The 12,850-nt window shown below is 74.6% G+C and carries 8 protein-coding genes and 1 pseudogene; 7 read left to right on the top strand and 2 right to left on the bottom strand.

Annotation, left to right across the window (positions count from 1 at the left end; genetic code table 11):
* The first annotated feature begins 144 nt into the window (after positions 1-144).
* The 6 genes and pseudogenes from ACFVIU_RS08550 to ACFVIU_RS08525 all read left to right on the top strand — a co-directional run bounded on the left by ACFVIU_RS08550 (position 145) and on the right by ACFVIU_RS08525 (position 5,833).
* Positions 145-456 (top strand): hypothetical protein, encoded by a 312-nt coding sequence (locus ACFVIU_RS08550; RefSeq protein ID WP_385841452.1) that lies wholly within the window; start codon positions 145-147, stop codon positions 454-456.
* Positions 457-629: 173 nt separating this feature from the next.
* Entirely contained in the window at positions 630-1,547 is a 918-nt protein-coding gene (locus ACFVIU_RS08545) for a bifunctional MaoC family dehydratase N-terminal/OB-fold nucleic acid binding domain-containing protein (RefSeq protein ID WP_385841451.1), read from the top strand.
* Positions 1,544-1,921: pseudogene (locus tag ACFVIU_RS08540) on the top strand (MaoC family dehydratase); the annotation flags it as partial. The gene ACFVIU_RS08545 and the pseudogene ACFVIU_RS08540, both read left to right, overlap by 4 nt.
* 182 nt (positions 1,922-2,103) lie before the next feature.
* Positions 2,104-3,270 (top strand): lipid-transfer protein, encoded by a 1,167-nt coding sequence (locus tag ACFVIU_RS08535; protein ID WP_385841449.1) that lies wholly within the window; start codon positions 2,104-2,106, stop codon positions 3,268-3,270.
* Between the two features lie 203 nt (positions 3,271-3,473).
* A complete protein-coding gene (locus ACFVIU_RS08530) occupies positions 3,474-4,028 on the top strand; it encodes a SigE family RNA polymerase sigma factor (protein ID WP_385841448.1) in 555 nt (184 codons plus the stop codon).
* 149 nt (positions 4,029-4,177) lie between these two features.
* Complete coding sequence (locus ACFVIU_RS08525) at positions 4,178-5,833, top strand: long-chain fatty acid--CoA ligase (protein ID WP_385841447.1); 1,656 nt, start codon at positions 4,178-4,180, stop codon at positions 5,831-5,833.
* A gap of 176 nt (positions 5,834-6,009) precedes the next feature.
* Here ACFVIU_RS08525 and ACFVIU_RS08520 read toward each other — a convergent pair whose 3' ends face one another.
* A complete protein-coding gene (locus ACFVIU_RS08520) occupies positions 6,010-7,248 on the bottom strand; it encodes an MFS transporter (protein ID WP_385841446.1) in 1,239 nt (412 codons plus the stop codon).
* A 120-nt stretch (positions 7,249-7,368) separates the two neighbouring features.
* Between ACFVIU_RS08520 and ACFVIU_RS08515 the strand changes: the two genes are divergently transcribed.
* Complete coding sequence (locus ACFVIU_RS08515; protein WP_385841445.1) at positions 7,369-7,950, top strand: TetR family transcriptional regulator; 582 nt, start codon at positions 7,369-7,371, stop codon at positions 7,948-7,950.
* Positions 7,951-7,966: 16 nt separating this feature from the next.
* Here ACFVIU_RS08515 and ACFVIU_RS08510 read toward each other — a convergent pair whose 3' ends face one another.
* Complete coding sequence (locus ACFVIU_RS08510) at positions 7,967-12,664, bottom strand: PAS domain-containing protein (RefSeq protein WP_385841443.1); 4,698 nt, start codon at positions 12,662-12,664, stop codon at positions 7,967-7,969.
* Positions 12,665-12,850 lie beyond the last annotated feature (186 nt).

The following is a 12,850-nucleotide window of genomic DNA, read 5'->3' as shown; positions in this document are numbered from 1 at the left end:
TTCGCCGGGGATTCGGTGGGCAATTCTGAGAGCGCGACGTCGTCCACGAAGTCGAGGCGGTCGGCCAACTGCCTTGACGCAAGCCGTAGTTCGTGTACTGAGGCCCTCGGGTCCGCCGAGTGTCTGGTTCTGGGAGGAACAAACATGGCAAGCATCCGCACCGCCCGCGTTCTCGCCGCCGTCTCCGCTCTTCCGCTCGCTGCCGCTCTCTTCGCCGGGGTCGCGACGGCGGACAACGGCGCCATCGCGGGCGACGGATCGAACGCGGGGGTGGCGAGTGTCGTCGGCAGCGGGGTCGGCCACGACAACAACGGCAACTCGTCGACCACGCAGCAGAACGCGGTCGGCTCCGGCGCCTCGAACCAGAGCAACACCGCGCAGGTCAACGGCTCCGTCTGGTCCGCCATCCAGCAGGGCAACGAGAACGTCGCCGTCCACTTCGTCCAGCTGTGGTGACCGCCGGGCGGGGCCCCTCCCGGTGAGGGTTCCCGTGGGGTGTGCTTCGGGGTCGTCTCACGTCCGCGCGGCGGCACTTCGGTGCCGCCGCGCAGGCGTTTCCGCACGCCTTGACACTGCCTCCTATCTGACGGACAGTCAGAAACCTGTCGAGCGAGGGCGGGAGGCGCACGATGGCGGTACCGGAGGGGGCGGCCGGAGAAGAGCTGACGGCACGGCTCAGGGCGTACGAGGGGCGGCCCGCCGCCGTCGCCGGGACGGGCAAGGATCCGGTCAACGCGGCGATGATCCGGCACTGGTGCGAGGCGATGGGCGACACCAACCCCGCCTACCGGGGCCCGGACGCCATCGCGCCGCCCACCATGCTCCAGGCCTGGACGATGGGCGGCCTGTCCGGACACCAGGGCCGCAGCGGCGCCTACGACGAACTCCTCGGCCTGCTCGACGGGCTGGGCTGCACCTCCGTCGTCGCCACCGACTGCGAGCAGGAGTATCTGCGGCCGCTGCGCCCCGGCGACGAGGTCTCCTTCGACGCGGTGATCGAGTCGGTCTCGGCCCGCAAGACGACCAGCCTGGGCGCCGGCCACTTCGTCACCACCCGCATGGACATCCGCTCCGGCGGCGAGCCGGTCGGCACGCACCGCTTCCGCATCCTCAAGTACGCCCCGGCCCGCCGCCCCGGGCCCCGGCCCCGGCGCCCCCGGCCCGTGGTCAACCGGGACAACGCCGGCTTCTGGCAGGGCGTGGCCGAACACCGGCTCCTCATCCAGCGCTGCACCGGCTGCGGCACCCTGCGCCACCCCTGGCTGCCGGGCTGCAACGCCTGCGGCGGCCCGGACTGGGACACGGTCGAGGCGGCCGGCGCGGGAACGGTCCACTCGTACGTGGTCATGCACCACCCGCCCTTCCCGGCCTTCGACCCGCCGTACGCCGTCGGGCTGATCGAACTCGCCGAAGGGGTGCGGATGGTGGCCGGCGTGGTCGGGGTGCCGTACGACAAGGTGCGCATCGGGCTTCCGGTGCGGCTGGAGTTCCAGGTGTGCGACGAGGAGCTGACGCTGCCGGTGTTCCGGGTGGTGGAAGCGGCATGAGGGCCGGTGAGCAACTGCCCCCGCTGGAGATCCCGGTCACCCGCACGCTGATCGTGGCCGGCGCGATCGCCTCCCGGGACTACCAGGACGTCCACCACGACCCGGAGCTGGCCCGGCAGAAGGGCGCCCCGGACGTCTTCATGAACATCCTCACCACGAACGGCCTGGTCGGCCGGTACATCACCGACCACTTCGGTCCTACGGCGGTGCTCCGCAAGGTCGCCATCCGGCTCGGGGCGCCGAACTACCCGGGCGACCGCCTGGTGCTCACCGGCACCGTCGTGGCGGTGGCCGGCGACACCGCCACGGTCCGCGTCACCGGCGCCAACGGCCTCGGCACGCATGTCACGGGGACGGTGCAGGTCACGGTCCCGGAGCAGCACTCGGGCGCTCCCTTTGAAGCCGCGGTCCCGGAGGAACACTCGGGCGCTCCCTTTGAAGCCGCGGTCCCGGAGGAACACTCGGGCGCCCCCTTTGAAGCCGCGGTCCCGGAGCGGCACCCGGGCGGCACCTCAAGACCCGGCGACTTCGAAACCGCCGACCCGGAGGCCGCCCCATGAGTCTGCGCGCACGCGACACCCTCGGCGGGCGGGCCGCGGTCGTCGGGATCGGAGCCACCGAGTTCTCCAAGGACTCCGGACGCAGCGAGCTGCGGCTCGCGGTGGAGGCGGTGCGGGCCGCGCTGGACGACGCGGGGCTCACACCCGCGGACGTGGACGGCCTGGTCACCTTCACGATGGACACCAGCCCGGAGATCACCGTGGCGCAGGCCTGCGGGATGGGGGAGCTGTCCTTCTTCTCCCGGGTGCACTACGGCGGCGGCGCGGCCTGCGCGACCGTGCAGCAGGCGGCGCTCGCCGTGGCGACCGGGCTGGCCGAGGTGGTGGTCTGCTACCGGGCCTTCAACGAGCGCTCGGGACGAAGGTTCGGCGCGGGCGTACAGCACCGGGAGCCGTCGGCGGAGGGCGCCGCGCTCGGCTGGATGCTGCCGTTCGGGCTGCTCACCCCGGCCTCCTGGGTGGCGATGGCGGCGCGGCGCTATCTGCACGTGCACGGGCTGACACCGGAGGCGTTCGGGCAGGTGGCCGTGGTGGGCCGGCGGTACGCGGCGACCAATCCGGCCGCGTACTTCCACGGCCGCCCGATCACCCTCGCCGAACACGCGGCCTCCCGCTGGATCGTGGAACCGCTGCGGCTGCTGGACTGCTGCCAGGAGACCGACGGCGGCCAGGCCCTCGTCGTCACCTCGCTGGAGCGGGCCCGGGACCTGCCGCGGCCGCCGGCCGTGATCGCGGCGGCCGCCCAGGGCGCGGGCTGGGCGCAGGAGCAGATGACGAGCTTCTCCCGGGCCGACCTGACCGGTCTGCCGGAGATGGGCGCGGTCGCCCGCCAGCTGTGGCGCACCTCGGGGCTCGGCCCGGCCGACATCGACGTGGGGATCCTGTACGACCACTTCACCCCGTTCGTGCTGATGCAGCTGGAGGAGTTCGGGTTCTGCGGGAAGGGCGAGGCGGCGGACTTCGTGGCCGCGGGTCGGCTGCCGCTGAACACGCACGGGGGCCAGCTCGGGGAGGCGTATCTGCACGGGATGAACGGCATCGCGGAGGCGGTGCGCCAGCTGCGGGGCACCGCCGTGAACCAGATCCCGGGTGCCGCCCGGACCCTGGTGACGGCCGGCACCGGCGTGCCGACCTCGGGGCTGGTCCTGACGGCGGACGGCTGAGGTCAGCGGCTCGCCGGGACTCAGGTGCCGGGGCCGGGGCGGCGCCGGACCCGCAGGTTCTCAGGGTCGAACCCGTAGAAGGACTCCTCCTTCGGTCCACCTTCAGGAGGTGGGGGCAGCCCTACCCCTACAACCTGAGTCGGACTCGTCTTCGGGACCTGCGGGCGATCCGCGGGCCGGGTGCCCGCTCCTAGCGTGGAGCCATGACCACACCCGTCTGCACCAGCGCCTCGGCCGCCGCCGCACCAGCGCGGCAGACCCCGTATCCGTCGTTCGCGTCGTACGTGCGGGCGCGGCAGCCGGTCCTGCTGCGCACCGCGCGCTCGCTGACCGCCAACCCCCTCGATGCCGAGGACCTGTTGCAGACCGCGCTCGCCAAGACCTATCTGGCCTGGGAGCGGATAGAGGACCAGCGGGCGCTGGACGGCTATGTGCGCCGGGCGCTGCTGAACACCCGGACCTCGCAGTGGCGCAAGCGCCGGGTGGACGAGTTCGCCTGCGACGAGCTGCCCGAGCCGGAGCCGGTGCCGGGCGGGGACGACCCGGCGGAGCGGCAGGCGCTGCACGACGCCATGTGGCGGGCGATCACCAAGCTGCCGGCCCGGCAGCGGGCGATGGTCGTCCTGCGGTACTACGAGGATCTCAGCGAGGCCCAGACCGCCGAGGTCCTCGGGGTCTCCGTGGGCACGGTGAAGTCGGCGGTGTCGCGGGCGCTCGGCAAGCTCCGTGAGGACCCGGAGCTGGTGCTCGTCCGCTGACCGGAAATGCGCCCCGGGGTCACGGATTTTCCACCCCGTGACCTGCGCCCTAGTGACATACCGAATGGTATGTGCGCAGAATCAGGCCATCCCTACGACCGCGTAGGCATCCACTACCGCGTAGGCAACGCCGCCCCGGGAGGACCGCCGTGCTGAGCACCATGCAGGACGTACCACTGACCGTCACCCGCATCCTGGAGCACGGGATGACGGCGCACGGCCGGTCCCGGATCACCACCTGGACCGGAGAGGCCGAGCCGCAGCGGCGCAGCTTCGCCGAGGCGGGCGCCCGCGCGGTGCAGCTGGCGAACGCCCTCCGGGACGAGCTGGGGGTGCGCGGCGACGACCGGGTGGCCACGCTGATGTGGAACAACGCCGAGCATGTGGAGGCGTACTTCGCGGTGCCGTCCATGGGCGCGGTGCTGCACACCCTCAACCTGCGGCTGCCCGCCGACCAGCTGGTGTGGATCGTCAACCACGCGGCCGACAAGGTCGTCATCGTCAACGGCTCGCTGGTCCCGCTGCTCGCGCCGCTGCTGCCGAAGCTGCCGACGGTCGAGCACATCGTCGTCTCCGGCCCCGGCGACCGCACCCCGCTGCACGGCTCGCACGCGCGCGTGCACGACTACGAAGAGCTGATCGCGGACCGGCCGATCAGCTATGACTGGCCGGAGCTGGACGAACGCCAGGCCGCTGCCATGTGCTACACCTCCGGCACCACCGGCGACCCCAAGGGCGTGGTCTACAGCCACCGTTCGATCTATCTGCACTCCATGCAGGTCAACATGGCCCAGTCGATGGGGCTGACCGACCGGGACACCTCGCTGGTCGTCGTCCCCCAGTTCCACGTCAACGCCTGGGGCCTGCCGCACGCCACCTTCATGACCGGTGTGAGCATGCTGATGCCGGATCGTTTCCTCCAGTCCGGCCCGCTCGCCGAGATGATCGAGCGGGAGCGGCCGACCCACGCGGCCGCCGTCCCGACCATCTGGCAGGGTCTGCTCGCCGAGCTGACGGACCGGCCCCGGGACATCTCCTCCCTCACCCAGGTCACCATCGGCGGCGCGGCCTGTCCGCCCGCCCTGATGGCCGCCTTCGACCGGCTCGGCATGCGGCTCTGCCAGGCCTGGGGGATGACCGAGACGTCCCCGCTGGGCACGGTGGCCCGCCCGCCGGCCCACGCGGTCGGCCCCGAGGAGGAGTTCGCCTACCGGATCACCCAGGGCCGGTTCCCCGCCGGAGTCGAGGCCCGCCTCACCGGCCCCGACGGCGAGCGGCTGCCCTGGGACGGCGAGTCGGCGGGCGAGCTGGAGGTCCGCGGCCCGTGGATCGCCGCCGCCTACTACAACGGCCCCGACGCCGAACCGCTGCGCCCCGACGACAAGTTCAGCGCGGACGGCTGGCTGAAGACCGGTGACGTCGGCACCATCTCCCCCGACGGCTTCCTCACCCTCACCGACCGCGCCAAGGACGTCATCAAGTCCGGCGGCGAGTGGATCTCCTCGGTGGAGCTGGAGAACGCGCTGATGGCCCACCCGGATGTCGCCGAGGCCGCGGTGGTCGCCGTACCCGACGACAAGTGGGGCGAGCGGCCCCTGGCCACGGTCGTCCTCAAGGAGGGCGCACAGACCGACTTCGCAGCCCTGCGCGCCTTCCTCCTGGAAGAGGCCCACATCGCCAAGTGGCAACTGCCCGAGCGCTGGACGGTGATCGAGTCGGTCCCGAAGACGAGCGTGGGCAAGTTCGACAAGAAGGTGCTCCGCAGGCGGTACGCGGAGGGCGACCTGGACATCACGACGCTGTGACGCGTGGGGCGCCTTGGCGGGGGCGTGGGGGCCCGGTGGGGTGCCTTGGCCGTTGACCGGTCGGGGGGCGGCGGTGACTTGGGCTTGGGCTTGGGCTTGGGCCGGTCGGGCATGCCTACCCCGCTGAGACCCCGTGTCCTGGAGCAGCGCGGCCCCTGCCGAACCCCGGGGTGGGGTTACGACGCCTTCGCCGGGCTCCCGGTTCGGCGTGTCGCCGTCGTGGCCCAGCCCAGGGTCAGCCATATCGCCGCCACCGCGCAGACTCCGGTCCAGCCCCAGTGGCCGTAGGCCGGGCCGGCCAGGGCGGAGGCGAGGGCGCCGCCGGCGAAACTCGCCACCACGTACGCGGTGTTGGCGGTGGCCGGCGCGGAGGTGGTGGTCAGGGCGAGGGTCTGGTTGGCGACGTGCGCGGCGACCAGCGCGGCGTGGATCGCGACCGCCCCGACCACGAGCGCGGCGAGCGCGTGCCCGCCGAGCCAGAACAGCGGGACGCAGACGGCGGCGAGGAGGTAGGCCGAGCGGACCACCTTGGCGGCGCCGAAACGGTCCACGAGTCCGCCCGCGAGCGGTGCCACCGCGCTCGCCGAGAGCCCGAACAGGCCGAACAGTCCGGCCACCGCGGTCGACAGGCCGTACCGGGGTCCGGTCAGCAGCAGCGCCAGCGAGGTCCACAGGGCGCTCCAGGCGCCGTACATCCCGGCCTGCCGCACGCAGGCCCGCCACAGGTCGGGCGAGCGGCGGACCATCCCGGGCAGCGCGCCGAGCCCGGCGAACAGCGGGCCGGTGCGGCGGGGCCGGTCCTCGCGCGGCAGCGCCCGGGCGGTGGCCAGGCCCAGCAGGGCGGTCAGCACGGCCGCCCCGGCGAAGACGACCCGCCAGCCGTACGCCTGCCCGATCAGACCGCCGAGCACCCGGGCCGCCACGATCCCGGTGAACAGTCCGGCGATGACGGCGGCGACATGGCGGGCCCGCCGGTCGGCGGGGGCCCGGGCGGCGACCAGGGGCACGAGCAACTGCGGTACGACGGTGGCGGCGGAGGCCACCAGGACGGCGGCCGCGAGCGCGGTGGTCCCGGTCGCCGCGGCGGCGGCCGCCAGCGCGGCGGCGGCGACCAGCGACAGGACGCCGACCAGCCGGCGCCGGTCGACGCTGTCGCCGAGCGGGGCGAAGAAGAGCAGTCCGGCCGCGTACCCGAACTGGGCGACCGAGGCGATCCAGGCCACGCCGGACGGGGTGGCCCCGAAGCCGTGGGCGATCAGCGGGAGCAGGGGTGCCGCGAGGTAGATGTTGGCGGCGGTGACCGCGGTGCAGACGGCGATGAGAAGGAGGAGGGCGGTGCCCGGGGCGGGCCGCCGCTTCCGGGCGGAGCCGAGCGCGGGCTCCCGGTGGGCGGTAGGGGTGGCTGCTGACGGCATGAGGGACGGCATCTCCTCGCTGAGCCTCAACTAACTGGTTGGTTGGAACGCTCAACAGCCTGCACCCCGGACGCATTCCTCGTCAACCAAATAGTTGGTTACAAGCGGTACCCTGACCTCATGGCAGCAGTCAGGGACCCAGAGGCCACCAAGGCCCGCATCTTCGCCGCGGCGGTCGACGAGTTCGCCCGGCACGGCATCGCGGGCGCCCGCATCGACCGCATCGCCGCCGCGGCCAAGGCCAACAAGCAGCTGATCTACGCCTACTTCGGCAACAAGGCGGAGCTGTTCACCCATGTCCTCAGCAGGTGCATGACCGACCTGGCCGCCGCCGTCCCCGTCGACCCCGACGACATCGACGCCTGGGTCGACCACCTCCTCGACTACCACGCCGCCCACCCCGAGCTGCTCCGCCTGCTCTTCTGGGAGGGCCTCGAGTACGGCACCGCCGAGCTGCCCGACGAACCGGCCCGCCAGGAGCACTACGCCCGCAAGGTCGCCGCCTTCGCCGACGGCCAGGCCCGCGGTGTGATCACCGACGCCATCCCGCCCGGCGACCTGCTGCTCCTGCTGACCGGGCTGACCAACTGGATGGCCGTGGTCCCGCAGATGCGGCGCATCCTCACGGGAACGCAGGACACCGACCGCGACCGCCTGCGCGCCTCCATCAAGGAGGCGGCCCGCAGGCTGGTCGCACGCTAGCCGGACCGCCCAGGCGTCAGTTGGTGCCGATCCGGGCCAGCAGGTCCACGATCCGGGCCTGCACCTCGGTGCTCGTGGACCGCTCCGCCAGGAACAGCACCGTCTCGCCCGAGGCCAGCCGGGGCAGCTCGGCCGGGTCGACGGCGGCCGTGTAGACGACCAGCGGGGTGTGGTTGAGCTGCCCGTTCGCGCGCAGCCAGTCCACGATCCCGGCCCGCCGGCGGTGCACCTGCATCAGGTCCATCACCACCAGGTTCGGCCGGAACTGCCCGGCGAGCGTCACCGCGTCGGTGTCCGTGGCCGCCCGCGCCACCTGCATCCCGCGCCGCTCCAGCGTCGCGGTCAGCGCCAGCGCGATCTCCGCGTGCTCCTCGATGAGCAGCACCCGCGGCGGATGCTGCTCGCTGTCCCGCGGCGCCAGCGCCTTCAGCAGTACGGCGGGATCGGCACCGTACGCCGCCTCGCGCGTCGCCTGCCCGAGCCCGGCCGTGACCAGCACCGGCACCTCGGCGGCCACCGCGGCCTGGCGCAGCGACTGGAGCGCCGTACGGGTGATCGGTCCGGTCAGCGGGTCCACGAACAGCGCGGCCGGGAACGCCGCGATCTGCGCGTCGACCTCCTCGCGCGAGTGCACGACGACGGGACGGTAGCCGCGGTCGCTGAGCGCCTGCTGGGTCGTCACGTCCGGCGCGGGCCACACCAGCAGCCGGCGCGGGTTGTCGAGCGGCTCCGGCGGCAGTTCGTCGTCCAGCGGCTGCGGCCGCGGGGTGTCCGCCACCTCGACCGCGCCGCCCGGCCCGTCGAGCGGCTCCGGCCCCTCGGCGGCGTCGGCGTCCGGAGCGCCTATGGCGTACGACCGTCCGGCACCCTCGGTGCCGGGGGCGAGCCGGGACTGCCCGGGCAGCGACGGCTGCGGCACGGGCGGCTGTCCGGCGAGCGGGGACTGCGGCAGGGCCGACTGGCCCCCTGGCGCGGGCTGCGCGGGCGCCGGGTGGGCCGACGGGACCGGCCGGCCGGCCTGCTGCGGCTGGGCCGCCTCCGAGCCGGACTGCGGCTGGGGCTGGGGCTGGGTCTCCGGGCGGGTGGCCGGGTCCGGCGGCGTGCCCAGCTTGCGGCGGCGGCCGGAACCGCCCGGCGCGTGCGGGGGCGGGGTCGCCGTCGGCTGCTGGACCTGCGCGACCTGCCGTGCGAACGGCACGCCCTGGCCGAGGGTGCGGACACTGATGGCCCGCCCCTGGGTCGAGTTCGGGTCGAGGGCGGCCGGTGCGGCGGCTCCGGCCGCGGCTCCCGCCCGGGCCGCCTCCGCCGCCTTCGCCGCCTCGGCGGGCAGCGGCTGCGCGGCGCGCTGCGGTCCGGCACCCGGCTGTTCCGCCGGGAGCGGCGCCACGGGCGCACCGGCCCCGGAGGTGTCACCGGTGCCGGGCCACTGCTGCGGTACGGCGGCCGGTGCGGCGGGTGCCACGGGTACGGCAGGAGCGGCGGCCTCGGAGGGCAGCGGCTGGGCGGATACGGGGGCCACCGGGGTACCGGCGGCGGGCGTACCGGCCCCGGCCGGGGTGGCTTGCTGCGGCTGCTCGGCAGGGGGCGCCGCGGCCGGCACGGCCTCCACGGCGGCGGGTCCACCGGCGACCGCCGGGACACCCTGGGCGGGCGTCGGCGTCGGAAGGCCCTGGGCCGGAGCCGAAACCCCCTGGCCGGGCGCCGCTACCGGAGGCACGGGCGTGCCGGGGGCCGGTACGGGCGTGCCGGGGGCCGGGGTGGTCTGCTCGACGGGGGTGCCCTGCGCGGGGACGACCGGGTGCGGTCCGGCCGCACCGGGCACGGGAACGGTCGTACCGGGTGCGGGAGTGGCCGTACCGGGCGTGGGGACGGCCGTACCGGCAGCCGTGCCCGCGGCAGCCGCGGCCTCGGCACCCACCGGGGCGACGGGCTGGGCGACCGGCGGCACCACAGGCTGCACGACCGGCTGCACGACCGACTGGCCGACAGGACCGGCCTGGACGGGGATGCCCGCGGCACCCGGAACCGGAGCCGTACCCGGAGCCGTACCCGGAGCCGTACCCGGAGTCGGAACCGTGGCCGGAGCCGGCTGCGCTGCGGACCCGGGGTCCACGTCCGTCGGCTGGCCCATGGCCCGGCGGCGCCGGCCGGTCGGCGCGTCGGCCGGATGCGGCTGCGGCGGGGTGTGGTCGGCGGACTGGTCGAGCGGTACGGCGTCATGGCGGCCGTCGGCCTCCGGGACGTGCTCCACGGCCAGCGGCAGCTGAGCGGGCATCTGCACCTGACCGGGCAACGCGCCCGGCACGGCACCCGGAGCCCCAGGCGTATCCGCAGGGGCGTCCACGGCGTCCGGGGCCGCCGGGGCCCGGTCGGCCTCGGCCGGGGGCAGGGCGAAGACCGTACGGCCGCCGCCCGCCTCCTGCGCCGCCGCACGCTCCGCCGCCGCGGCCAGCGCACGCCGGCGCCGCCCGGTCGGCTGACCCTCGTCCGCCGCCTGATCGGCACCCGGCACCGGGTCCGCGCCCGGAGCCTGGGCCGGTACGGGCGCGGCCGCGGGGAGCGCGGGCGGCAGGGCGGCCTGCGGGGCGTCGGAGTCCCGGCGGGCGCGTCGGCCCGAGGGCACCGGCACGCCCTGCGGCGGCACGGTGCCGCCGAGTCCGGTGTTGGAGGCGGCCGCCCCCGCGGCATGCTCGGCCGCGGTGACCACGGCACCCGCCGTCACACCCTGGCCGGTACCGGCAGCGAGCTCGGCGGGCCGTCCCCGGCGCCGCCCGGTCCCGCCGGACGCGCCGTCCGCGCTCTCCACCGCCTCGACGGACACGCTGCCCGTCTCCTCGGCGGGCGCGCCCGCACGCCGGCGGCGGCGCCCGGTCGGCAGGGACGCCTCGCCCTCACCGGCCTCGCCCGCGCCGGGCACGTCACTCTCCAGGAAGGCATCGGTGGAGGCCCGCCGGGCCCGCCGCCGCCCGCCGGTGGAACCCTGCTCGCCGGCCCCGGCGTCCTCGCCCGGCGCCTCCGCTGTGTTCGGGGTCCCCGGGCCGCCGACGGCCCCGGCCCCGCCGCCCAGCGGCACCTCCAGGACGTACGCGCTGCCGCTCATGCCCGGCACCTCGTGCGTCTGGAGCACGCCACCGTGGGCGCGCACGATCCCGCGCACGATCGGCTCGTGCACCGGATCGCCACCGGCGTACGGCCCGCGCACCTCGATCCGCGCGACCTCACCGCGCTGCGCGGCGGCGACCACGACCGTGTTGTCCAGGTAACCGCCCGCCGAGACGGGCGTGTTGCCGGTGGCGTCGACGCCCGCGACGTCCGCCACCAGATGGGCGAGCGCGGTGGCGAGCCGCAGCGGGTCGACCTCGGCCTCGATGGGCGGCGCGTGCACGGCGAACTGCACCCGCCCGGGCCCGACCAGCTCCACCGCCCCGTCCACACCGGCGGCGACGACGGCGTCCAGCATCACCTTCGTCCGGGTGATGTCCTCGCCGCCCGCGTCCAGCCGCTGGTACCCGAGGACGTTGTCGATGAGCGTGGTGATCCGCGAGTAGCCGGCGCAGAGGTGGTGCAGCACCTGGTTGGCCTCGGGCCACAGCTGCCCGGCGTCGTCCGCGGCCAGCGCGGACAGCTCGCGCCGCAGTTCGTCGAGGGGGCCGCGCAGCGACTGCCCGAGCAGGGTCGCCAGCTGCTCGTACCGCCCGGCGAGCGCCTCGTACCGGTCCTTCTCCCGCTCGGCGAGCGAGGCGTACCGCTCCTCGCCGGCGGTCAGCTCCTCCGCGTGCTTCTCGCGCAGTTCCGCCAGCTCGGAGACGTGCTGCTGGCGCAGCGCGGTCAGATCGGAGGCGTGCTTCTCGGCGAGCTGCTCCAGCTCCTCGGCGTGCGCCTTCTCCAGCGCCTCCTTCTCCTCGACGAGGGCGTCGTACGGCCGCCGGTCGGTGAAGGTCATGACGGCGCCGACGAGCTGGTCCCCGTCCCGCACCGGCGCGGTGGTCAGATCGACGGAGACCTTCTCGTCCCCCTTGGACCACAGCACCTGCCCGCGCACCCGGTGCTTGCGCCCGGAGCGCAGGGTGTCGGCGAGCGGCGACTCCTCGTACGGGAAGGGGGATCCGTCGGGGCGCGAGTGCAGCACCAGCGTGTGCAGCTCCTTGCCGCCCAGCTCCCCGGCCCGGTACCCCAGTATCTGGGCGGCGGCCGGGTTGACGAGCACGATCCGCCCGTCGGTGTCGGTGCCCACGACGCCTTCCGCCGCGGCCCGCAGGATCATCTCGGTCTGCCGCTGCGACCGGGCCAGCTCGGCCTCGGTGTCGACGGTGCCGGACAGGTCGCGTACGACGATCATCAGCAGCTCGTCGCCGGTGTAGCCGTAACCGTCGTACGCCTGCTGGCCGTTCTCCAGGTTCGCGCTGGTGACCTCGACCGGGAACTCGGTCCCGTCGGTGCGCCGCGCGACCATCCGTGTCGGCTTGGTCCGCCCGCGCGGGTCCATGTGGTCGGGCCGTCGCATCGAACCGGGGATCAGCCGGGAGTCGAACTGCGGCAGCAGATCGAGCAGCCCGCGCCCGACGAGCGCGGTGCCCGGCGCCTCGAAGGCCTCCAGCGCGATGGTGTTCGCGTTGACGACGGTGCCGTTGGCGTTGACCAGGACCAACGCGTCGGGCAGCGCGTCGAGTATGGCTGCGAGGCGAGCAGCGCCTCGGGATGGCCTGCTGCTCACGAGACGCTTCCCTCCTGTTACCGCACCTTGCCGACCGCTCCGGCCATCTTGCCAACCGGCCCGCGACGTGTCACGCGAGGGAGTCTAAGGGCACGCGTTGCGCTCGTGGCGCCGGATGAGAGGGACGTCCCACGGGGAAGTGAAGGCGAACGCGTGACCGTACGCCCCGGCTCCCCGAGACCTTCG

The organism is Streptomyces sp. NPDC127190, assembly GCF_042672505.1.
Classification (GTDB): Bacteria; Actinomycetota; Actinomycetes; order Streptomycetales; family Streptomycetaceae; genus Streptomyces.
Note: the sequence above shows the minus strand (reverse complement) of the source record. Positions and strands in the feature narration are given on the sequence as shown.

Bases quoted from the DNA above. Each gene is read 5' to 3' on its own strand.
- ACFVIU_RS08535 (WP_385841449.1), top strand. From the start codon at position 2,104: ATGAGTCTGCGCGCACGCGACACCCTCGGCGGGCGGGCCGCGGTCGTC.
- ACFVIU_RS08520 (WP_385841446.1), bottom strand. From the start codon at position 7,248: ATGCCGTCAGCAGCCACCCCTACCGCCCACCGGGAGCCCGCGCTCGGC.
- ACFVIU_RS08515 (WP_385841445.1), top strand. From the start codon at position 7,369: ATGGCAGCAGTCAGGGACCCAGAGGCCACCAAGGCCCGCATCTTCGCC.
- ACFVIU_RS08550 (WP_385841452.1), top strand. From the start codon at position 145: ATGGCAAGCATCCGCACCGCCCGCGTTCTCGCCGCCGTCTCCGCTCTT.
- ACFVIU_RS08545 (WP_385841451.1), top strand. From the start codon at position 630: ATGGCGGTACCGGAGGGGGCGGCCGGAGAAGAGCTGACGGCACGGCTC.
- ACFVIU_RS08530 (WP_385841448.1), top strand. From the start codon at position 3,474: ATGACCACACCCGTCTGCACCAGCGCCTCGGCCGCCGCCGCACCAGCG.